The 21301-nt window shown below is 70.7% G+C and carries 19 protein-coding genes and 1 pseudogene; 15 read left to right on the forward strand and 5 right to left on the reverse strand.

The window, feature by feature from the left end:
- Positions 1 to 99: 99 nt before the first annotated feature.
- Together OM076_RS06530 and OM076_RS06535 are read left to right on the forward strand one after the other, a co-directional pair.
- Entirely contained in the window at positions 100 to 495 is a 396-nt protein-coding gene (locus OM076_RS06530) for a winged helix-turn-helix transcriptional regulator (RefSeq protein WP_270038678.1), read from the forward strand.
- A complete protein-coding gene (locus OM076_RS06535) occupies positions 492 to 905 on the forward strand; it encodes a hypothetical protein (protein WP_270038679.1) in 414 nt (137 codons plus the stop codon). The genes OM076_RS06530 and OM076_RS06535 overlap by 4 nt, the downstream gene beginning before the upstream one ends.
- Positions 906 to 1031: 126 nt before the next feature.
- Here OM076_RS06535 and OM076_RS06540 read toward each other — a convergent pair whose 3' ends face one another.
- The 3 genes and pseudogenes from OM076_RS06540 to OM076_RS06545 all read right to left on the reverse strand — a co-directional run bounded on the left by OM076_RS06540 (position 1032) and on the right by OM076_RS06545 (position 3716).
- The gene (locus tag OM076_RS06540; protein ID WP_308214334.1) at positions 1032 to 2021 is read right to left on the reverse strand and encodes a sensor histidine kinase; all 990 of its coding nucleotides are present in this window, start codon (positions 2019 to 2021) and stop codon (positions 1032 to 1034) included.
- Positions 2018 to 2266: pseudogene (locus OM076_RS46755) on the reverse strand (PAS domain S-box protein); the annotation flags it as partial. The gene OM076_RS06540 and the pseudogene OM076_RS46755, both read right to left, overlap by 4 nt.
- A gap of 70 nt (positions 2267 to 2336) precedes the next feature.
- A complete protein-coding gene (locus OM076_RS06545) occupies positions 2337 to 3716 on the reverse strand; it encodes an MFS transporter (RefSeq protein ID WP_270038680.1) in 1380 nt (459 codons plus the stop codon).
- Positions 3717 to 3873: 157 nt separating this feature from the next.
- On the opposite strand from OM076_RS06545, the gene OM076_RS06550 reads away from it, so the two are divergent.
- The 10 genes from OM076_RS06550 (at position 3874) to OM076_RS06595 (ending at position 15734) form a co-directional block, all read left to right on the forward strand.
- A complete protein-coding gene (locus tag OM076_RS06550) occupies positions 3874 to 4308 on the forward strand; it encodes a MarR family winged helix-turn-helix transcriptional regulator (RefSeq protein ID WP_270038681.1) in 435 nt (144 codons plus the stop codon).
- Between the two features lie 193 nt (positions 4309 to 4501).
- Positions 4502 to 7252, forward strand: coding sequence for a helix-turn-helix transcriptional regulator (locus OM076_RS06555; RefSeq protein WP_270038682.1), 2751 nt, complete (start codon positions 4502 to 4504; stop codon positions 7250 to 7252).
- A 69-nt stretch (positions 7253 to 7321) separates the two neighbouring features.
- The gene (locus tag OM076_RS06560) at positions 7322 to 8542 is read left to right on the forward strand and encodes an acyl-CoA dehydrogenase family protein (protein ID WP_270038683.1); all 1221 of its coding nucleotides are present in this window, start codon (positions 7322 to 7324) and stop codon (positions 8540 to 8542) included.
- Positions 8542 to 9768, forward strand: coding sequence for a CaiB/BaiF CoA transferase family protein (locus OM076_RS06565; protein ID WP_270038684.1), 1227 nt, complete (start codon positions 8542 to 8544; stop codon positions 9766 to 9768). The genes OM076_RS06560 and OM076_RS06565 overlap by 1 nt, the downstream gene beginning before the upstream one ends.
- Positions 9768 to 10523, forward strand: coding sequence for a crotonase/enoyl-CoA hydratase family protein (locus OM076_RS06570; protein WP_270038685.1), 756 nt, complete (start codon positions 9768 to 9770; stop codon positions 10521 to 10523). Before OM076_RS06565 ends, OM076_RS06570 begins: the two co-directional genes overlap by 1 nt.
- Positions 10520 to 11476 (forward strand): 3-hydroxyacyl-CoA dehydrogenase NAD-binding domain-containing protein, encoded by a 957-nt coding sequence (locus OM076_RS06575; RefSeq protein WP_372517999.1) that lies wholly within the window; start codon positions 10520 to 10522, stop codon positions 11474 to 11476. The genes OM076_RS06570 and OM076_RS06575 overlap by 4 nt, the downstream gene beginning before the upstream one ends.
- Positions 11473 to 12366, forward strand: coding sequence for a hypothetical protein (locus tag OM076_RS06580; protein ID WP_270038687.1), 894 nt, complete (start codon positions 11473 to 11475; stop codon positions 12364 to 12366). Before OM076_RS06575 ends, OM076_RS06580 begins: the two co-directional genes overlap by 4 nt.
- The gene (locus OM076_RS06585) at positions 12363 to 13646 is read left to right on the forward strand and encodes an NAD(P)/FAD-dependent oxidoreductase (RefSeq protein WP_270038688.1); all 1284 of its coding nucleotides are present in this window, start codon (positions 12363 to 12365) and stop codon (positions 13644 to 13646) included. Before OM076_RS06580 ends, OM076_RS06585 begins: the two co-directional genes overlap by 4 nt.
- Positions 13647 to 14289: 643 nt before the next feature.
- Positions 14290 to 15054: a COG4705 family protein gene (locus OM076_RS46760; RefSeq protein WP_372518000.1), complete on the forward strand. Its 765-nt coding sequence runs from the start codon at positions 14290 to 14292 to the stop codon at positions 15052 to 15054.
- 8 nt (positions 15055 to 15062) lie between these two features.
- Positions 15063 to 15734 carry a universal stress protein gene (locus tag OM076_RS06595; RefSeq protein ID WP_270038690.1) on the forward strand — a complete coding sequence of 224 codons (672 nt, stop codon included), beginning with the start codon at positions 15063 to 15065 and terminating at the stop codon, positions 15732 to 15734.
- Positions 15735 to 15792: 58 nt separating this feature from the next.
- Here the strand turns inward: OM076_RS06595 and OM076_RS06600 are convergent, their stop codons facing one another.
- Positions 15793 to 15990, reverse strand: coding sequence for a hypothetical protein (locus OM076_RS06600; protein WP_270038691.1), 198 nt, complete (start codon positions 15988 to 15990; stop codon positions 15793 to 15795).
- Positions 15991 to 16015: 25 nt separating this feature from the next.
- Entirely contained in the window at positions 16016 to 16684 is a 669-nt protein-coding gene (locus OM076_RS06605; protein ID WP_270038692.1) for a response regulator transcription factor, read from the reverse strand.
- A 60-nt stretch (positions 16685 to 16744) separates the two neighbouring features.
- On the opposite strand from OM076_RS06605, the gene OM076_RS06610 reads away from it, so the two are divergent.
- The 3 genes from OM076_RS06610 (at position 16745) to OM076_RS06620 (ending at position 21073) form a co-directional block, all read left to right on the forward strand.
- Positions 16745 to 17785, forward strand: coding sequence for a Bug family tripartite tricarboxylate transporter substrate binding protein (locus OM076_RS06610; protein ID WP_270038693.1), 1041 nt, complete (start codon positions 16745 to 16747; stop codon positions 17783 to 17785).
- Between the two features lie 136 nt (positions 17786 to 17921).
- Positions 17922 to 18464, forward strand: a complete 543-nt coding sequence (locus tag OM076_RS06615) for a phage tail protein (protein WP_270038694.1) — start codon at positions 17922 to 17924, stop codon at positions 18462 to 18464.
- A 122-nt stretch (positions 18465 to 18586) separates the two neighbouring features.
- A complete protein-coding gene (locus OM076_RS06620) occupies positions 18587 to 21073 on the forward strand; it encodes a GAF domain-containing protein (protein WP_270038695.1) in 2487 nt (828 codons plus the stop codon).
- Positions 21074 to 21301 lie beyond the last annotated feature (228 nt).

Below are 21301 nucleotides of genomic sequence, written 5' to 3' on the forward strand. Positions count from 1 at the left end.
GACCTTCCGGGCGCGCCCACCGGCAAGCAATCGCATCGCGCGATCGGCCGATCGACGAGCCGTGTTGTCCGGACCGCGAGCGGAGCGACGCTCGGCGTCATGACCTGCACCTCACTCGCAAACGCCGATGTCTCCGACTACGAGATGATCGAGGCGACTCGCGCCGTGCTCGGGCTCGTCTCGGGGCGCTGGAGCATCGACGTGCTCTATCTGCTGGCCAGCGGGACGCGCCGGTACAGCGAGCTCTTCTACGAGGTCGGCGAGATCTCGAAGAAGACGCTCACCCAGACCCTGCGCAGCCTGCAGCGCGACGGGCTCGTCGCCCGTCGCGCGTACGCCGACGTGCCGGTGCGCGTCGAGTACTCGCTGACGCCGCTCGGCTGGAGCCTCACCGGCCCGCTGATGTCGCTCTACGAGTGGGCGGCGGCCGAGCTGGACGGCGTCAGCGCTCTGCGCGGGTCTGTTTCCATGCCCCCTCCGGAAGGACACACATGAAGCTCCGCACTCTCGCGGTCGCGCCCCTCGCGGCGCTCACGATCGCCGTCCTCGCGGGTACCGCGCTGGCCGGCACCGACTCCGACGACGAGGCCGGCGGCCCGGTCGCCATCCCCGCGCCCGCTCCGTTCGTCCAGCCGCCCGCGGCTCCGTCCGTCGAGCCAACCGCGCCGGCGCCGAACGACACGCCGGCGCCGATCGACACGCCGGCGCCGGTCGCCACGCCTGAACAGGTGCCGGTGCAGACGCCCGTCCTGCAGGATCGCGCGCGAAGGGCCGCCAGCCCCAAGCGTGCGACACACAAGCCCGCCCGCCATCAGGCCCTGAACGCGGCCCACGTGCGCAAGGCAGCGCGTAGCACGGCGATCCCACGCGGCGGCGTCCAGGCCGGGTTCGGCGGCACCGCCTGAGCGCCCGTAGCGCCGGCCAGCCGCGCATGGCTGGCCGGCGAGCAGGGCCCCCACCGCACCGCGCCGGGCGCTGCGCGAGCTGCGTCACGGCACGTCGAGCATGCGGCGCTGCTGTTCATTGGCGCACTACGCCTCGACAGCGCTTGTCAGGATCGGGATGGCCGCCGCAACCAGCGTCCCTCCGTCCACCGGGCACTCGACCTGGAGTCGCCCATCGAGCGCTTCCAGCCGGTCCCGCAGGCCCTGAAGTCCAGCTCCCTCCGCGCGGGCTCCGCCGACGCCGTCGTCCCGTACCTCGACGCGGAGCGTCGCGTCCTCGACCCACGCGGCGACCGCGGCGCTCGCGGCGCGGGCGTGCTTGGCGACGTTGGTGAGCGCTTCGGCGATGACGAAGTACGCGGTCGCTTCGATCGTGCCGGGCAGGCGCTCGGTGGGGATCTCGAGCGTCACCGGCACCGGCATCCGCGAGGCAAGCGCCTCGACGCCCGCGCCCAGCCCGCCCCGAGCCAGCGCCGCCGGGAGGATCCCGTGGGCGAGGTCGCGCAGCTCGTCGGTGGCGTGCTGCGCGTGCTCAAGCGCCTCAGCCACGAGCGACGCAGCGTTTCCGTCGTCGGGTCGGAGCGCGCCTTGGGCCAACTTGAGCGTGATCACCGTGTGGACGAGGCGTTGTTGCGCCCCGTCGTGCAAGTCGCGCACGACCCGCCGCCGTTCCTCGTCGGCCGCGGCCACGATCCGCGTCCGCGACGCGGTGAGCTTCGCACGGGCGTCGATGTTCGCGATCGCGGTGGCCATCAGCTCGGTGAACTCCCCGATTCGCCACTCGATGTCCTCCGGCAGCGGCTCGACTGAGGTGGCGATCATCACGCCCCAGACCTCACCGTCGACGACGATCGGCGTGCCGGCCGCCGAGCGGGCGCCTGCCGCGCTCCCCGTCGTCCCGACTCTGCCGGCCGCGTCCTCGTCGTCGTGGTCCTTGCGCGCGGGCCGTCCCGTACGCAACACCCTCGGGGCCAAGCTGATCTCATCCAGCGCCAGCGGAGTGCCGGTCGGAACCTTCGAGGCGATCTCGCCCCAGCTCGCGACGACGGTGACGGCCGCGTCGTCCTCGTGTGGAATTCGACTCCGATGACGTTCTCGCCGGTGGCGAGATGGGTGAGTGCGCCGCGCAAGCGCTCCACATCATCCGGATGGACGAACTCGACGAACGGCCGCGACAGGAGCTCCTCCCGCGAATAGCCCAGCACGCGCTCGAACGACGCGTTGACCAGCTTGTAGTAGCCGTCGAAGCCGGCGATGCAAAACAGGTCGGGCGAGAACTCGAAGAACTGGCCCAACTCGTATTCCGGTGCTGGCACCGGCATGCCGGAAGTATGACTCTTCGCGGTCGAGCCGGAACGGCACGTCCTGTTTGACGGCCGGTCGCCAGGCGGCTCAGTCGGGGTGGGATCGATCGGCGCGGGTCAGCTGGCGATCGAAGACCGTCATCACGAGGACCACGACGCTGATGGCGATCAGAATCCATGAGACGTGGTGCAGCCCCGCGTCGTCGACGTGGGTGCGGAACGCGACGCCGGTGATGGTGGCCGCCGCGATCGAGCCGACGTAGCCGAAGGTCCGCAGCAGCCCGGAGGCGGTGCCGACCGTCTCGGCGGGTGCCTCTCTGTACAGCGCCGTCTGGTTGGTGACGTTGCTGGACCCGGACATCAGGCCGAACAGCCCGGTGACCGCGATGATCGCGACGATCGGGCTGTCGGTGGTCAGGAACAAGGTGGCGACGGCCCCGGTCAACGACAGGACGGCGGAGATGATCAGCGGCGTTCGGATCGTGTTGCGGCGCGAGACGACGCGAGCTGCGACGGCCGACAGGGTGCCCATCGGGATCAGGAGCAGGCCGGCCTGGTAGGCGGAGAGGCCCTGGGCGGCCTCGATCCATTGGGTGAGCCCGTACAGGATCACGTAGATGCCGAGCAGCGTGAGCCCGGAGCGGATGTAGGTGCGGGTCAGCGGCAGGTTCGAGGCCAACAGGCGAACGTCGAGGAAGGGGTTGGTGGCCCGCAGCTCCCACGCGACGAGCGCGAGCCACGCGGCGGCTGAGGTGGCGAGCGCGATCCAGTCGGCGTCGGGCAGCGAGAGCAGGAAGACGAGCAGCGCGGTCATCGCGCTGCCAAAGCCCACCACGCCGGCCAGGTCGATGCGCGTGACGACCTCGCGCGACGAGCGCCCGCGCAACTGGTCGTGATCCGTCGCCACCCAGAGCATGGCCATGACGAACGTGGCGCAGGCGATCGGGACGTTGATCAGGAACGCGGCCCGCCAGTCGAACCAGCCCACGAGCAGGCCGCCGATGGTGGGGCCGATCGCGACGGTCGCGGCGCCGGCGATCGCCAGGCCGCCCAGGACGGTGACCGGCGGGGACACCAGGCCGACCGTGGCGGCGCGCCGGCGGATCAGCAGCATCGCCGACGGGTACCCGGCCGACGTGCCGAGGCCGATCAGGACGCGAGCGACGACCAGGGTCGCCATGTTGTGGGCGAAGCCGCCGACGATCCCGCCCAGCAGCACGATCGTGATGCCGCCCAGGAACACGCGCCGCGGGCCGAACTCCTCCGAGAGCCGTCCGGCGGTGGGCTGGGCGATGGCGCTGGTCAGGTACAGGCTGGAGATCAGGATCGAAGTCATGCCCACCGACACGTGCATGGCGGCCGCGATCGACACGAGGGCGGTCGCGATGACTGAGCTGTTGATCGGGTTCAGCGCCGAGCCCATGAACAGTGGCGCGACGAAGCGTGGCCCAAACGGCCGGGCCTCCATGGCGGTCGCCTCGCGATGCACGGATGCACGGATGCTGCTGGTGGCGTCGGTCGATGCGTCCAAGTGCTTCCCCGGGGGTCGAGTTACGCAGGCTACCTGTCAAGTAATAGCAGGCAGCCTGCCTACATCTACAATGGAGCCCATGAGCGCCGAACCAGTGACGGAAGCCGAGACGGCCACCGCATTGATGACGGCGATGACGCGGCTGCGGGCCCGGCTCCGGGCGGAGTCCGCGCCGACCGACATGTCGTTGACCTGGTCGCAGATCACGACCCTGGCGCGGATCGTCAGGGAGGGGCCGACGACGACCAGCGCGCTGGCGCAGGCCGAGCACGTACGGCGTCAGTCGATGGCCGAGACGGTTGCGCGGCTCCGCGCCGACGGCCTCATCACGGCCGACCAGGACCCGAACGATGGCCGCAAGACGCTGCTCAGTGCGACGCGCGAGGGCCGGTCGCTGACGCTGGCCATCCCGGCCGCCCGGACGACCTGGCTCGAACAGGCGGTCCGGACGCTACTCGACGCCGACGAGCAACAGACCTTGTTGGCCGGCGCCGCAATCATGGATCGGATCGCCGACAGCGACGTCTGACGCGGACTGCAGGAGCCGTCCGTTCGAAGGGACAGCCGCCGCTGTTCGCGAGCGCGGTGATCGCGGCGTCATCCCTTCATAGCGTCGCTGCGATGAAGTCGCGGTTCGTCGGCGCTGCCGGTGATCACCGGGATCGGGGCCAGGCCGCTGCGCATGGAGCCCGATGACCGGCAGTGAGCACACGGTTTCGTTCGTGGCTCGCCTCGCTCCCCGGGCGCTGGTCGGGCGCGGGCGCGAGCGTGAGTTGCTCGATCAGCGCCTGCGCGCCGTGCGCGCGGGAGACAGCAGCGTGCTTGTCTTGCTGGGCGAGCGGGGGATCGGGAAGACGGCGCTGCTGGAGTACGCAGCCGCCTCGGCTGGGGGCCTGCGGATCCTGCGCGCGGCCGGGGTGGAGTCCGAGATGCAGCTTCCTTTCGCGTGCCTGCATCAGCTCTGCGCGCCGCTGCTCGATCGGCTTGACCGGCTCCCCGGCCCCCAGCGCACCGCGCTGGCCACCACGTTCGGACAGAGCGAGGGGACGATGCCGGATCGGCTGTTCGTGGGCCTGGCCGTGTTGGGCCTGCTCGCCGACGTAGCGGCCGAAGGCCCGCTGGTATGCGTCGTCGACGACGCGCAGTGGCTGGATCACGCCTCCGCGCAGGCGCTCGGCTTGGTGGCCCGGCGGCTGCTGGCCGAGCCGGTGTTGATGCTGTTCGCGGCGCGCGAGCCCGGCCAAGCGTTGCGGGGACTGCCGGATCTGGTCGTCAAGGGACTGCACGGGACCGATGCGCGCGAGCTGCTGCGGTCGGTGGTCCCGGGCACGCTGGATGCGCGCGTCGGCGCCCGCATGGTGGCCGAGACCGGCGGGAACCCGCTGGCGTTGCTCGAACTGTCGCGCGGGCTCACGCCGGCGCAACTGGCGGGCGGGTTCGGCCTGCCGGCGCCATTGCTCGCGGGCCGGCTCGAGGAGGAGTTCGCGCGCCGGCTCGACACCCTGCCGGCGGACACGCGACGGCTCGTGCTGCTCGCGGCCGCGGAGCCGGCGGGCGATCCGGCGCGCGTGTTGCGCGCGGCCGCCCAACTCGCGATCAACGGCTCCTCGCTGGCGCCGGCCGAGCACGCGGAGTTCTTGGAGATCGCCACCGGCGTGCGCTTCCGCAACCCGCTCGTGCGCTCGGCCGTCTATGGCGCGGCGTCACCGGTCGAGCGACGCGAGGCGCACCGGGCGCTGGCGGCGGCGACCGACCCGGCGACTGATCCCGACTGGCGCGCGTGGCACCAGGCGCAGGCCGCGGACGGCCCGGACGACGCAGTCGCCGCCCAACTCGAACGCAGCGCCGGCCGCGCACAGGCTCGCGGCGGGCTCGCGGCGGCGGCAGCGTTCTTGGAGCGGGCGGTCGCGTTGACCGTCGATCCATCCGAGCGCGCGCGGCGCGCGCTTGCTGCGGCGCAAGCGTCATACGAAGCCGGCGCGCTCGACCAAGCACTGACCCTGCTGGGCGAGGCCACCGCACTCGACGCGCACCAGCGCGCGCGAGCGCGGCTGCTGCACGCCCAGATCGGGTGCGCCGCCCGGCGGGGCGGCGACGGGCCGACGCTGCTGCTCGACGCGGCGCGCGAACTGGAGCCGTTCGACCCGCGGCTCGCGCGCGAGATCTACCTCGAAGCGCTCGCGGCAGCGCGCTTCGCCGGCCCGCTCGCCACCGGCGCCGGCGTGCTGGAGGTCAGCCGCGCCGCGCTCGCCGCACCGCCACCAGCATCGCCGACACCCGCAGATCTGCTGCTTGAAGGGATGGCGACCCTTTGCAGCGACGGGTTCGCGGCGGGTACCCCGATCCTCCAGCGAGCGCTGCGCGCGTTCCGCGACGAGCCCGCCCAGCCCGCGCAGAACGCGCACTGGCTGGCCCTCGCGTGTGCAGACGTGTGGGACGAGGAGACCTGGAGACTGCTCGCGACGCGTGAGCTCGAGCGCGCCCGGGCCGCCGGAGCGCTGACCACGTTGCCGCTCGTGCTCAGCACGCTCAGCTACATCCAGGCCATCTCCGGCGACGTCACCGCGGCCGCGTTGCTGCTCGACGAGATGCGAGCGAGCACAGAGGCGACGGGCATCCCCACCTACCACGCCGTCGCGCTCTGGATCGCCGCGTTGCGGGGTCACGAAGCCGAGCTGGAGGCGCTGGTCGACGCCGCGACCGAAGCCGCTTTCGCGCGCGGCGAGGGCATTGTCCTGGCGATGGCCCAGCAGGCCGGCGCGGTCCTCTACAACGGGCTCGGCCGCTACGACGCCGCGCTCGCGACAGTCCGCGAAGCCGCCGACGTTCCCGCGCTCTCCGAGCTCGGCTCGCCACGCGCCGCGCTGGAGCTGATCGAGGCGGCGGTCCGCTCGGGAGAGCGCGCGCTCGCCACACGCGCTCTCGAGCGGCTCGTGCAGAGCACTCGCCCGAGCGGGAGCAACTGGGCGCTCGGGGTCGAGGCGCGCTCGCGCGCTCTGCTCAGCGACGGCGAGGACGCCGAACGCCTCTACAGGGAAGCGATCGCCCGGCTCCAGCGCACCGGCATGCGCTTCCAACTCGCCCGCACGCACCTCCTCTACGGCGAATGGCAGCGGCGCGAGGGCGACCGCCTCGCCGCCCGTGAGCATCTGCGCACGGCCCACGCGCGGTTCACGGCGATGGGTACCCAAGCCTTCGCCGCACGCGCGGAACGCGAGCTCGCGGCCACCGGCGAGCGCGTGCGCAAACGCCACTTCGAACCGCACGCGGAGCTCACCCCGCAGGAGGCCCAAGTCGCCGGCCTCGCCCGCGACGGCCTGTCCAACCCGGAGATCGGCGCACGCCTGTTCATCAGCCCGCGCACCGTCGAATACCACCTCCGCAAGGTCTACAGCAAGCTCAACATCGACTCGCGCCGGAAGCTCGACGCGGTGCTGCGCGAGCCGCCCTCCGCCGGGACCAGCTCAGCCTAGGCGCGAACTGGGGCGTCGACCGGGCACCTGACGGATCCAGAGCAGCGCTGGACCTTCGACCCTCAGCGTATGAGCATCACCGCGACACTGCCGCACATCCCAGGGCCGTATCTGGGCCCGGGACTGCTTCCTGGAGACTTCTACGCGTACGAGGACCTGCTCGCCCCTGGCGAACGCGAGACGGTCGAGCGGCTGCGCGAGTTCCTGCGCAGCGAGGTCGCGCCGATCGTGACCGACCACTGGGCGCGTGACGCATTCCCGTTCCAGCTCATCCCGGGCTTCGCCAACCTCGGGCTGAACACCTGGGCCGACCCGGACTCCGGGGACCCTGAGCCGAGCAATCTTCTGAAGGGGATCATCGCGCTCGAGCTCACGCACGCGGATGCCTCGATCGCCACCTTCTTCGGTGTGCACACCGGCCTGGCCATGGGCACGGTGCTGGCCTGCGGGGACGCTGAGCAGCAGCGCCGCTGGCTGCCGGCGATGAGTGGCTTCGAGAAGGTCGGCGCGTTCGGCTTGACCGAGCCGCACGGTGGCTCGGACGTCGCCGGCGGCCTGCAGACGACCGCGCGCCGCGACGGCGACGAGTGGATCCTCAACGGCGCCAAGCGCTGGATCGGCAACGCGACGTTCGCCGACCTGGTGGTCATCTGGGCCCGTGACGTCGACACGGACAGGGTGTTGGGCTTCATCGTCGAGAAGGGCACGCCAGGCTTTCACGCCAGCAAGATCGAGCGCAAGATGGCGCTGCGGATCGTGCAGAACGCCGACATCGTGCTCGACGACTGCCGCGTGCCGGAGGCTAACCGGCTGGCGCACGCGGATTCGTTCAAGGACACCGCCAAGATCCTGCGCCAGACCCGCAGCGGCGTTGCCTGGGAGGCGGTCGGGATCATGCTCGCCGCCTACGAGATCGCGCTCGGCTACGCGACCGAGCGCGAACAGTTCGGGCGCCCGATCGGCAAGTTCCAGCTCGTCCAGGACCTGCTGGTCAAGATGCTCGGCAACGCCACCGGGTCGTTCGGGATGATGGTCCGCTTGGCCCAGCTCCAGGACGCGGGCGTTTTCAAGGATGAGCACTCGGCGCTGGCCAAGGCCTACTGCACGGTGCGCATGCGCGAGACCGTGGGCTGGGCGCGCGAGTTGCTGGGCGGCAACGGCATCGTGCTCGACTACAACGTCGGCCGCTTCGTCGCCGATGCCGAGGCGATCTATTCCTACGAGGGCACGCGTGAGATCCAGACGTTGATCGTCGGGCGCGCCGTCACCGGTCTCGGGGCGTTCGTGTGATGGCCGGCGAATCGGTTCTTGCGGGCGTGAAGGTGCTCGACGCCGCCAGCTTCATCGCCGGTCCCGCGGCGGCGGCCGTGCTGGCCGACTTCGGCGCCGAGGTGATCAAGCTCGAGCCTCCCGCCGGCGATCTCTCGCGCGTGCTGAGCTCGGTGCCACCGTGTCCCCGGGCGCGCGCCAACTACAGCTGGGAGCTGACCAACCGCAACAAGCGGAGTGTGGCGATCGACCTCAAGGCCCCGACGGCGACGGAGGTCCTCAGCCGGCTGGTCGGGTGGGCGGACGTGGTGATCACGAACTTCCCCCACGGCACGCGCGAGAAGCTGCACCTCGGCTACGAGGAGGTCTCCGGCTGGAACCCCCACGTGATCTACGCCGACGTCACCGGCTTCGGGGACGCCGGGCCTGACGCGGCGCTGCCGGGCTTTGACCTGACGGCCTACTGGGCGCGCAGCGGGCTGCTGGCCTCGACGCGCGACGCCGGCGCCCCGCCGACGGTCCCGATCCCGGGCAGCGGCGACTACGCGGCGGCCATGAGCCTGTGCGCAGCCATCGCGACTGCGCTGTACCACCGCGAGCGCACCGGCCAGGGCATGAGCGTCGGCACCTCATTGTTGGCCGCCGGTGTGTGGTCGGCGGGCACGTTCGTCGCGGGCGCGCTGGCCGGCGGCACGTCCTTCGGAGCGCACGACCCAGCCGCGCCGACGAATCCGCTGATCAACCCCTACCAGTCCGCGGACGGCCGCTGGCTCATGCTCGTCGTGTCGCCGCCGCACTGGCCGGGGCTCGCGGCCGCGGTCGGGTATCCCTCGCTGCCCGAGGACCCGCGTTTCGCCGACGCTGAGCGCATCGCGCGCAACTCGGCGACGCTGACCGAGCTGCTTGATACGGCGTTCCGCTCGCAGCCGCTGGCGCACTGGCGCGAGGTGCTCGACCGCGCGCACATCACCTACGGCGTGGTCCAGACGCCGGAGGAGGCGGCCGCGGACCCGCAGCTGCGCGCCAACGGCGTGGTCGTCCCGCTCGATGGCGACGACGATCTCACCGAGACGATCAGCAGCCCGATCACTCTGCGCGGGCGCGGCAAGACGCCCGCGCGGCGCGCGCCCGCGATCGGTGAGCACAACGACGATGTGCTGGGCGAACTCGGCTTCGACCGTGCGGACATCGCGCGTCTGCGCGCCGCGGGCGTGATCCCTTCGACGGCGCGAGCGGAGGCGGCGTGATGCCTGGCACCGTCCTGGTCGAGCGCGGCGACGGCGTGCTGACCATCACGCTCAACCGACCCGCGCAGAAGAACGCGGTCAACCATGACGTGGCCGTCGAGCTCGGCGCGGCGCTTGACCTCCTGGACAACGATCCCGCGCTGTCGGTGGGTGTGTTGACCGGCGCGGGCGGGACCTTCTGCGCGGGCATGGACCTCAAGGCCTTCGCGCGCGGCGAGCTGCCCGTGCTCGACGGACGCGGCTTCGGCGGGTTGACGCGCGCGCAGGTGCACAAGCCGCTGATCGCCGCGGTCGAGGGCTGGGCCCTCGGCGGCGGCTTCGAGCTCGCCCTCGCGTGCGATCTGATCGTCGCTGCCCAGGACGCGAGCTTCGGCTTCCCCGAGGTCAAGCGCGGGCTCGTCGCCTCCGAAGGCGGGCTGCTTCGCCTCCCGCGGCGCATCCCGTATCACGTCGCGCTGCGCGTGCTACTGACCGGCGACCCGCTGTTCGCCCCCGAGGCGGCGGAGCACGGGCTGCTCGCCGCCGACGTCACCGCCGCCGGTGGCGCGCTCGAAGCCGCCCACCAGCTGGCCCACCACATCGCCGCCAACGCGCCGCTCGCGCTCGCCGCGGTCAAAGACATCGTGCGCGCCGACGAGCGTGCCGCCTTCGAGCGTCAGGACCCGATCGTCGCGAGGCTGGTCGCGAGCGCGGACGCGCACGAGGGCGCGCGCTCCTTCGCCGAGCGCCGTCCGCCCGTCTGGCACGGGCGCTGAACCCGAACTGGAGTGAAGCAATGAACCCCATTCAACGCATCGCGATCGTCGGTACCGGCACGATCGGAGCGAGCTGGGCGACGCACTATCTCGCCCGCGGCTTGGACGTCGCCGCCACCGACCCCGCGCCCGGCGCCGAAGCCGCGCTGCGCACGTACATCGACGCGGCGTGGGAAACCGCGACCGCGCTCGGCGTCGCGGACGGCGCCTCGCCCGATCGCCTGAGCTTCACCGCCGAGGCGCGCGATGCCGTCGGCGACGCCGACTTCGTGCAGGAGAACGCCCCCGAGCGCATCGACTTCAAGGTCAAGCTGTTCGCCGACCTCGATGCCGCCGCGCCGCCGGAGGCGATCATCGCCTCGAGTTCGTCGGGGCTGACGATGAGCGTCATCCAGACCGGGTGCCGACGGCCCGAGCGCACGGTCATCGGCCACCCGTTCAACCCGCCGCACGTGATCCCGCTGGTCGAGGTCGTCGGCGGCGCGAAGACCGCGCCGGAGACGATCGCCGCCGCGATGGACTTCTACGCCGCCGTCGGCAAGAAGCCGATTCACCTGCGCAAGGAGCTGCCCGGCCACGTCGCGAACCGCTTGCAGGCCGCGCTCTATCGCGAGGTCGTGCACCTGATCGCCGAGGACGTACTCGACGTGGGGGCCGCGGACGACGCCGTGTCGTGGGGCCCGGGTCTGCGGTGGGGCGTGATGGGACCGAGCCTGCTGTGGCATCTCGGCGGCGGCGAGGGCGGGATTCAGCATTTCATGGACCACCTGATGGGGCCGCTCGCCGCGATGTGGCCCGACCTCGGCCAGCCGCAGCTGACGCCCGAGCTCGAGCAGGCGATCGTCGACGGGGTGCTCTCGGAGGCGGGCGGCCGCTCGATCGACGAGCTGGCCGCCGAGCGCGATTCGATGCTGCTCGCCCTCCAGCAGATGCGGGCGGGGGTCGCGGCATGACGACACGGCCGCGGCTCTTCGCACTCGAGATGAGCGCCGGCGGGCGCGTCTTCTCGGTCAATCTCGACGGCACCGACAAGCGCATCCTCGTCGACGGCTGCCGGCTCCCCGACGGCATCGCGGTCGACGTCGCCCACGGGCACCTCTATTGGACCAACATGGGCAACCCGTCCGCCAACGACGGTTCGATCGAGCGCGCCGACCTCGACGGCACCAACCGCGTGACCATCGTCCCCAGCGGCGCGACGTTCACGCCCAAGCAACTGCAGCTGGAGCCGCTGAGCCGAAAGCTGTATTGGTCCGACCGCGAGGGCATGCGGGTGATGCGCTGCGACCTCGACGGCTCCAACCTCGAGACGCTCGTGCAGACCGGCAAAGGCGAGCTGGACCGCCGCGACCAGACGCGCTGGTGCGTCGGGATCGCGGTCGACGTCGGCGCCGGGCGGATCTATTGGACGCAGAAGGGCCCGAGTGACGGCGGCCGCGGACAGATCCTGCGTGCGGCGATCGACGTCCCGGACGGCGAGACCGCGGCCACGCGCAGGGACGTCGAGATGCTTTACGACGCTCTCCCCGAGCCGATCGATCTCGAGCTCGACATCGCGACCAGCACCATGTACTGGACCGATCGTGGCGACCCGCCGCGCGGCAACACCGTCAACCGGGCGCCGTTCGAGGCGCGCAACGGGCATCGCGAGCCGCCCGAGATCCTGGTGACGCACCTGATGGAGGGCATCGGCCTCGCGCTCGATCTCAACGGCAAGCGCATGTTCATGACCGACCTCGCGGGGACGCTCTACGCCGCCGATCTCGACGGCGCCAACCGCCGCGAGCTGCTCGACGTACAGGGCAACCTCACCGGCATCGCCTACGTCGAGCTGCCGGCATGAGCCATCGCGTCGTCATCGTCGGCGCAGGGTTCGGCGGTCTGTTCGCCGCACGTGCCCTGCGGCGGGCACCGGTCGAGGTGACCGTCGTCGACCGCACGAACCACCACCTGTTCCAGCCGCTGCTCTACCAGATGGCGACCGGCGTGCTCGCCGAAGGCGACATCGCACCACCGATCCGCGAGGTGCTGCGCCGCCAAGACAACGCCCGCGTCGTACTCGGCGACGTGGTCGACATCGACCTCGCCGCGCGCGAACTCACGCTGGACTGTCAGGGGACATCGTCCACGGTGCCGTACGACAGCCTGATCGTCGCGGCGGGAGCGGCCCAGTCGTACTTCGGCCACGACGAGTTCGCCGAACATGCGCCCGGGCTGAAAACGCTCGACGACGCGCTCGCACTGCGCGCGCGGATCTTCGGCGCCTTCGAGATGGCCGAGCTCGAGTCCGACCCCGAGCGGCGAGCCGCGTGGCTGACATTCGTCGTCGTCGGCGCCGGCCCGACCGGGGTCGAGCTCGCCGGGCAGATCGCCGAGCTCTCCCGCCGCGGGCTGCGGCGGAACTTCCGAACGTTCGAGCCCGCGGATGCTCGCGTCATCCTCGTTGAAGGTGCCGAGCACGTGCTGGCGCCGTTTCCCGCGCCGCTGCGCGAACGTGCGCGGCGCGACCTTGAACGGGTCGGCGTCGAGGTGCGGTTGCACACGACGGTCACCGGCGTCGACGCCGACGGCCTCGACGTCACAGCGGGGCGGATCGAGGCGCGCACCAAGATCTGGGCGGCCGGCGTGCAAGCCTCACCGCTCGGCGCGACGCTCGCCACCCGCAGCGGGGCGCCCACCGATTCCGCCGGACGGGTTGCCGTGCGGCCGGACTGCACGCTGCCCGGCCACCCCGAGGTGTTCGTGGTCGGCGATCTGATGAGCCTCGATCACCTGCCCGGCGTGGCCGAGGTGGCGATGCAGTCAGGCACCCATGCCGCGCGAACGGTCGTGCGGCGGCTGCGCGGTGACGTGCGCGAGCGGCGGTTCCGCTACCACGACCTCGGGACGATGGCGACGATCGCCCGCTTCCGCGCGGTCGCGTCGATCGGGCGGCTGCGCATGACCGGGGTGGCGGCGTGGCTGTTGTGGCTGTTCGTCCACCTGTTGTTCCTGACCGGGCATAAGAACCGCATCGCCGCCGTCGCCAACTGGGCCGTCGCGTTCCTGGGTCGCGCACGCCCGCAGCGCGCGATCAACGGCGTCGAGGCCAGCGACCTCTTCGCCACCGTTCGACGACGATGACTACCGCGAGCGCGAAGATCACGCCGATCGGATCAATCGACATGTCCGGGTTCTAGCGAGCGCGACCTGACGCGCGCCTGAATGGCGTTCAGGAATCGGTCAGGCGCGGAGGTGCACCCTTCGGCCAGCGTCAACGACTCGAAGGAGCCCTATGGCGATTCCCGCCCCGACCAGGTTCCTGGTGGTCACCGATCACAGTGCGGTGACTCCTGAACTGCTGGCTGCCCTTCGCGCCCGCGCGGACGGCAGTCCGATCGAGGCGCGCGTGCTGGTGCCCAATCCGGCGCCCGCGGAGTGGCATCCCACCCATCCGGAGCGCCGCGCGAAGGCCGCCGAGGCCCAGCGGGTGCTCGATCAGACGCTGCCCTCGCTGCAGGAAGAGACGGGCATTCCGATCAAGGGCTTCGTCTCCACCCGCCATGACCCGATGGACGCGATCGAGGAGCTGTTGCACGAGGAAGCCGTCGACGAGCTGATCGTCGGCACCGCCCCGCACCACATCGAGAGCTGGCTGCACGTCGACCTGCCGCACCGTGCCGCGCATCTCGGGCTGCCGGTGACCGCGGTGAGCGCGCCGGCCGGGGCGACGCAGATCCGCGATCCCCACGCCCACCTGCGAATCGGACCCTCGCTCGGGCGGCGGATGCTCAACAAGGTGCCGGAGGTCACCCTGTACTTCTGGGTCATCAAGATCATGTGCACGACCGTCGGCGAGACGGCCGCGGACTATCTCAACGAGAACCTCGGGTTCGGGCTGAGCAAGACGACGTACGTCACCGGAGCGCTGCTCGCGGCACTGTTGGTCACCCAGTTCCGGGCCAGCCGCTACATCCCGGGTCTCTATTGGTCGGTGGTGGTCGTGATCAGCGTCTTCGGCACGTTGATCACCGACAACATGACCGACCGGTACAACGTCCCGCTGACCACCAGCACGCCGATCTTCGCCGTGATCCTCGCGATCGTGTTCGCGACCTGGTGGGGCGTCGAGCGGACGCTGTCGATCCACACGATCTTCACGACCCGCCGCGAGGCGTTCTACTGGCTCGCGATCCTCTTCACGTTCGCGCTGGGCACCGCCGCCGGCGACCTCAGCGCGGAGAAGCTCGACCTCGGCTACGGCGTTTCGATCGCGATCTTCGGAGCGCTGATCGCCGCCGTCACCGTCGCCCACTTCGCCTTCAAGCTCAACGCGGTGCTGGCGTTCTGGCTGGCCTACATCCTCACCCGCCCGCTCGGAGCCTCGATCGGCGACTTCATGTCACAGAACAGCAAGAAGTACGGCGGTCTCGGCCTGGGGACGACCGGCACGAGCTACATCTTCCTCGGGTGCATCCTCGCGCTCGTGGTCTTCCTCTCGATCACACGGCGCGATGCCACCGAGGTACGGTTGGAGTCCCCACCTGGGTAGGCACGTGGATGTATGGCGAGATCGTGGTCTCCGACGATGGGCACGCGGGTGGCCGCGACGCGTTCGCGCTCGCCGAGGTGCTTCGCGGCCCGGACACGACCGTGGTGTTCGCCCACGAGCTCGTCGCCCACCAGACCGCGGCGGCGCTCCACGCCTTGGCCGCGGCCCGCGGCACCGACCTCCTGATCGTCGGCTCCCGCCACCACGGGCCGTGGCGCTTCGGCGACCACGCCCGCGCGGCAATGCGCGACGCGCCGTGCCAGGTCGCCGTGACGCCGCATGGCTACGCAGAACGCGAGCGGACGGGCATCCACTCGATCGGGATCGGCCACACCGACACGCCCGCGGGACGCCAAGTGCTCGACGTCGCCCGCGAGCTCGCCTGGGAGCTCGGTGCCGAGGTCCACGCCGCCCGCGTCGTATGGCCCTCCAACTGGCAGACGCTCGAGAGCGGAAGCGGCTGGCGCGCCGTCGCCGCCGCTCGGCGCATGGCCGAGATCCCGGGCGTGCACGGGGTCGCCATCGAGGGCGATGTGGAGCGGGCGCTGGCGCGCTTCGCCCTCACCGTCGACCTGCTGGTGGTCGGCGCGCACCACCACGGCGCCGTGCGCCGGTTCATGCGCGGGGACGTGGCGGCGAGCCTCACGGCCCATGCCGCGTGTCCGCTACTCGTGGTCTAACCGAAGTCCGCCGGCGGGCTGGGCTCTGGGCATCACGGACACGAGCGGCACGTCGCGATCAGAATTGCAACCGTGCGGCTCGATCCCGCGTGACGTAGTGGGCACTGGCCATCAGGTGGAAGCGCAGGAGCTCGCCGCGATCTGTGACGACCACGACAGTGCGGCCGCCGTCCTCGACGCGCTCCACGACGCCGTGCTCGGCGACCGCGAGATAGCGGACGGTGACTTCGGTTCCTTCCGTCAGCAGTCGCCTCAAGAGGCCCACTCAACCATGCTCACGTTCAGTGCAGGCGGTATCCGTCGCGTGCGACGGCGTCAATGGTCTCACCCGCCCCGATGTCGACGAGCTTCCAACGCAGGCGATCGACGTAGGTGTCGAGCTCGTCGGCACCGATGGAGCCCGTATCGGTCTCCGTCACGGCGATCAGGTCGCTGCGACCGACGTGTTCGCCGCGATTTGTGGCGAGCGCGGCGAGGAGGCGATACTCGCGCGGGGTGAGGACGGCGGTGCGCCCTGCCAGGCTGACCGAGAGCTCGACCGGATCGAAGGCCGGGAAGGGCGGGCCCGGAGTCAGATGATTGCTCGTCCGACGCCGTCCCAGCGCTGCCACGCGGGCACGCAGCTCCGCATTCGCGAACGGCTTGCTCAGGTAGTCGTCGCCGCCGGCGTAAAAGCTGCTGAGGCGTTCGGCGAGCGTGCCTACGCAACTCAAGAACAGGACAGGCGAGTCGATCCCAGCGGCTCGCAGGGCCCGGCACACATCGCGACCGTCGGCGTCGGGAAGCGCGATGTCGAGCACCCACACTCGCGGCGTGTCGCCGGGCAGAGCCCGCATGGCCGCGGAGGCTGAGAGATGCGCCTCGATACGGAAGCCGTGGATCTGCAGTTCGGCGCTGAGCGTCTTGAGCAGACTGTCTTCACTGACGCAGATCGAGATGGAGGGCAGCACGGCCCGCCATCGTGTGCAGAGCCGGGTGAATCCAACCTGAACGCTCGTGTATGACTCCCGATGACCCAGGAAATGGGAAGTGCACCTGCCGCTCGGGGCGCGTATTTGTGGTCGGCGGTGCGCGGGCGGGCCGTGGTACAACCCTCGCTCCTGGAAGCGGAGATCATGCGAGCAGCGATTCCGACCGCCAGAGCCGACTATCCGACCAAACTCGTGCGGATCATTGAACCGTTCGGCCCGGGCAGTGGACCAGAGCTGGTCGCGACCGTGGTGGGTCGCAAGCTTGCTCAGCTGTGGGGTCAGCCCGTGACGGTCGAGAACCATCCTGGCGCGGGTAGCACGGCGGCCCCAGCGATGGTGGCGACGTCCCCTGCCGACGGTTACACGTTGCTCGTCCACACCAACGCGCACGTCTATGCCGCGGCGCTTGTGACGGAACTCCCCTACGACCCTGTGACGGACTTCGTCCCGGTCGCTGCGCTTACCACTCAGTCCTACGTGCTCGTCGCGGGCGAGACCACAGGCCTGGCTACCGTCGGCGCGCTGATCGCTGCAGCGAGGGCAAGGCCGGGGCAGCTGCGGTTCTCCTCTACCGGCGTGGGCACGGGCACGCACCTGGGGATCGAGAAATTCAATCTCGCAGCCGGGATCGACGCCACCCACGTCCCTGCGCGAGGGAGCGATGCGATCGCCGACACGATCGCGAACACGATCGCCGGGCGCACAGACTACGCGCTGTCGCCGATCCCGACCACGCTGCCCCATATCCGCGCGGGCAGGATCCTGCCGCTCGGCTTGAGCAGCACTCGGCGCTCAAGCGCGCTACCCGACGTTCCGACGGTTGCGGAGGCAGGCGTCCCCGGCTTCGATTTCCCGATCTGGTACGGGATCTGGGCGCCGCGCGCCACTCCGGCCGGAGTCGTTCAGACGCTCGCCGAGGACATCGCGCGCGCCCTGTCAGATCCCGGTGTGCGCGCCTCGCTCGTGAAACACGGTGGCGAACCGCTGAGCATGACGCAGCCCGACTTCACGCGGTTTGTGCTGCGCGAGCGCGAAAGCGCCGCCCGGATCATCGAAGCCGCCGGGATCAAACAGCAGTAGCTCGCCACCACACCGGCGCCTTGAGCTGCGACCGGGGGGAAACCCCCGGCCGACCCCTGCGCGATCGCACTCGCGGAATACCGTGACGCCGCGCGCGTCGGATCGCGTATCGCATTCACCGATCCGGGAGTTGTTCATGCACGTGCCACGAGGAAGTCTTCGCGCTCTAGGCGCAGCCGTCGCCGCCGGGGCGCTGCTGGCGGCGGCGTCCACCGCGCACGCCGACGTGCCGCCGCAGCGGTCGGCCGGCGTGCCCGGTCCGCCTACGCTCAATCCCCAGCCGGAGCCGCCTGGCGTGCTGCGCGACGCCCGGGCCGCCACCAGATTCAGTCTGACCATCGACGGCGTCGAGATCGCCTCGTTCTCTGAGCTCGCCGGCATCAGCCCGGGCGATCCGGCCGCGCGCAATCCGAGGACCGTCGCCCTCAAACGGGGCAAGAACAACGCGATGGAGATCCTCGCCTGGCCGCAGTCCGTGGTCGAGGGGCAACCGGCGGCCGCCCGTAAGAGCTGCACGCTGGTCATGTACGCCGCCGACGGGACCCCCGTCGCCCGGTACCACCTGGAATCGGCATGGCCGGCGAAGATCGAGATCGGCGGCCTCAAGGCCGGCGCGAGCGAGATCCTCTATGAGACGGTCACCGTGGCCTTCGATGACATCCAACGACTGGACGCCTGACGGCCGGCCGTCCGCTCAAGCCGCGCTACGCGGCGGGCACGGGAACGCCGATCGCTTCGCTTCGCTTCCGTGGACGACGGCGGGAGCTCCCGGTTGGGGCCGTGGAGGGTCATACTCGCGGCATGCCGTTGCCCGAGCCGGACGATGAGCTGCGGCAGTTCTTCGATCTCTCACCCGACCTGCTCTGCATCGCCGGCGTCGACGGCTACTTCAAGCGGTTGAACCGATCGTTCGAGCAGGTGCTGGGCTACTCGAGCGAGGAGCTCATGTCGCGGCCGTTCCTGGAGTTCATGCATCCCAATGATGTGGAGGGTGCGCGCGACGCGTTGATCCAGTTGGCCGCCGGACAGGGCCTCATCGGATTCGAGGGCCGTCTCGTTTGCTTCGACGGCTCGGCGCGCTTGTTTGAGTGGAACCCGAGCACGTTGCCGCCCGAGGGCGTTCTCTACGGCATCTCGAGGGACGTGACCGTTCGCGGCGTGCTGGCCGAGGAGCAGGTAGCGCTGCGGCGCATGGCCACGATGGTGGCCGAGGCTGTGCCGCCCGCCGAGATCTTCTGTGCAGTCAGCAACGAAGTCGCGGCCATCTTCCGCACTGAGCTGGTAGTGGTCGGCAAGTTCGACGGCGATCCGGCGCAACTCCTCGTGGTCGGCGTCGGAGACGGCGCCGTTGAGCCCGTCGTCGGATCCAGATGGAAGCTCGACGACGCGTTGACGTCGGCGGCGGTGTACCGAACTGGTTTCGCCGCCCGTCTTGATCATCCGAGCGGGGCCGGTGATCCTGACCTCGCCGCGATCCTGGAGCGCATCCACCCCGTCGCAACGGTTGCCGTCCCGATCAAAGTGGAGGGCCGGCTCTGGGGCGCGATGATCATCTCGACGCTGAGCGAGCCGCTACCGGCCGACACAGCCGAGCGACTGCAGAGCTTTACGGACCTGATCGCGACCGCGCTTGCGAACGCCGAGGCGCGCGGGGAAGTGCAGCGGCTCGCCGAGGAGCAAGCGGCGTTGCGCCGGGTGGCGGTGCTCGTCGCCCAGCAGTCGTCCCCGAGCGAGGTCTTCACGGCCGTCACGCAGGCGGTCGGACTGCTGCTGGATGCAGACCTTGCGGTCTTGCACGTCTTCCCCGGCGACGGCACAGCGACGACGATCGCCAGCTGGAGCGGCGACGGCCCGACGCTGCCGATCGGGGCGCAGTATTCACTGGATGACGACGGCCTCGCCGCTCGCATCTTCGAGACCGGCGCTCCCGGGCGAATAGACCGCTACGCCGAGACGGAGGGTGAAGCAGCGGCTCTCGCGCGACGTTGGGGCTTGCGCTCGGGCGTCGGGGCGCCGGTCCTCGTCGAGGGGAAGCTCTGGGGCGCGTTGCTGGCCGCGACGCGCGCCGTCGAACCATGGGCCGGGAACGCCGAGACCCGTATTGCCGCGTTCACCGAGCTGGTGGCAACCGCGATCGCGAGCGCTGAGGCGCGCGACGCGCTTGCCGAGCTCGCGGAGGAGCAGGCGGCGCTACGGCGCGTCGCGACCTTGGTGGCACAAGGGGCATCGTCTCAGGATCTCTTCGAGGCCGTCGCCAAGGAGATCGGCCGGCTGTTGCCCATCGGCAGCGCCACGATGGGTCGCTACGAACCGGACGGCAGCGTGACGACGGTGGCCTCGTGGAGCACCACAGAGACTGCCTTTCCTACCGGCCGACAGTGGCCGACCCAGGGTACGAACGTCGCCGGGATCGTGCTCCAGACCGGCCAAGCCGCTCGCCTCGACGACTTCTCAGCTGCCACCGACCCGATCGGCGTGGCCGCGAAGGAGGCGGGCATCAAGTCGGCAGTTGGCAGCCCGATCGTCGTCGAAGGTCAACTCTGGGGCGTCATGACGGCCACCTCGAGCGAAGGGCCGCTGGCGCCGGATACCGACGCGCGCCTCGCGTCGTTCACGGAGCTCGTCGCCACGGCGATCGCGAACGCGGAACACTCGGCAGAGGTCGCCGCGTCGCGCCGAAGAATCGTCGCTGCCTCGGACGATGCGCGTCGCCGGATCGTCCGCGATCTGCACGACGGCGCGCAGCAGCGCCTGGTGCAGACGGTGATCTTGCTCAAGCTGGCGCAGCAGGCGCTCGCGAACGGAGCAGAGGACGGGCAGCTGCTGGTGCTGCAGGCGATGGCGAACGCGGAACAGGCGACGGCCGAGGTGCGCGAGCTCGCCCACGGGATCCTGCCCTCGGTCCTTACGCGCGGCGGCCTGAGCTCGGGCGTCGCGGCACTGGCCTCGCGGATGCCGGTTCCGGTGGAGGTTGTGATCCCCGCCGACCGTCTTCCCGCCGCGATCGAGGCGACCGCGTACTTCGTCGTCGCCGAGGCGCTCACCAACGTCGCCAAACACGCTGGCGCCGCGAGCGCCGCGGTCGCCGCGGTCGTCGAGAACGGGAGCCTGCGGGTCGAGGTGCGCGACGACGGCGTCGGCGGCGCCCGCCCCAACGGCAGCGGCCTCCAGGGCCTCCGGGACCGGCTCGCCGCGCTCGACGGGCGCCTCCGGATCGAGAGCCCGGCCGGCGGCGGGACACTGGTCACGGCAACGATCCCCTTCGTCGCAGACGCGATCGGGCGATAAGCGCGACTGGTTGAACGGGTAGCCGATCAGCGTCTCGCTGGTCAGGTCTAGCCGCGTGAACGAGCACTTGCGCTCGCGCGGCGGGGCGACGTCGACGTTTGAACGGCGTCAGTCCGGGGCGATCTGCTGTAGAGGTGCCGGGGCGTGTGAGCGTCGTGCGATCAACGACGGGATGAGCAGTCCGTAGAAGAGCGCGATCGCCGCGCCGATGACGTTTTCGACGACGCG

The sequence above is a fragment of the Solirubrobacter ginsenosidimutans genome (assembly GCF_027587205.1).

Bases quoted from the DNA above. Each gene is read 5' to 3' on its own strand.
- OM076_RS06530 (WP_270038678.1), top strand. From the start codon at position 100: ATGACCTGCACCTCACTCGCAAACGCCGATGTCTCCGACTACGAGATG.
- OM076_RS06565 (WP_270038684.1), top strand. From the start codon at position 8,542: ATGGCCGGCGAATCGGTTCTTGCGGGCGTGAAGGTGCTCGACGCCGCC.
- OM076_RS06535 (WP_270038679.1), top strand. From the start codon at position 492: ATGAAGCTCCGCACTCTCGCGGTCGCGCCCCTCGCGGCGCTCACGATC.
- OM076_RS06610 (WP_270038693.1), top strand. From the start codon at position 16,745: ATGACCCAGGAAATGGGAAGTGCACCTGCCGCTCGGGGCGCGTATTTG.
- OM076_RS06560 (WP_270038683.1), top strand. From the start codon at position 7,322: ATGAGCATCACCGCGACACTGCCGCACATCCCAGGGCCGTATCTGGGC.
- OM076_RS06585 (WP_270038688.1), top strand. From the start codon at position 12,363: ATGAGCCATCGCGTCGTCATCGTCGGCGCAGGGTTCGGCGGTCTGTTC.
- OM076_RS06545 (WP_270038680.1), bottom strand. From the start codon at position 3,716: ATGGAGGCCCGGCCGTTTGGGCCACGCTTCGTCGCGCCACTGTTCATG.
- OM076_RS46760 (WP_372518000.1), top strand. From the start codon at position 14,290: ATGCTCAACAAGGTGCCGGAGGTCACCCTGTACTTCTGGGTCATCAAG.
- OM076_RS06615 (WP_270038694.1), top strand. From the start codon at position 17,922: ATGCACGTGCCACGAGGAAGTCTTCGCGCTCTAGGCGCAGCCGTCGCC.
- OM076_RS06580 (WP_270038687.1), top strand. From the start codon at position 11,473: ATGACGACACGGCCGCGGCTCTTCGCACTCGAGATGAGCGCCGGCGGG.
- OM076_RS06595 (WP_270038690.1), top strand. From the start codon at position 15,063: ATGTATGGCGAGATCGTGGTCTCCGACGATGGGCACGCGGGTGGCCGC.
- OM076_RS06620 (WP_270038695.1), top strand. From the start codon at position 18,587: ATGCCGTTGCCCGAGCCGGACGATGAGCTGCGGCAGTTCTTCGATCTC.
- OM076_RS06570 (WP_270038685.1), top strand. From the start codon at position 9,768: ATGCCTGGCACCGTCCTGGTCGAGCGCGGCGACGGCGTGCTGACCATC.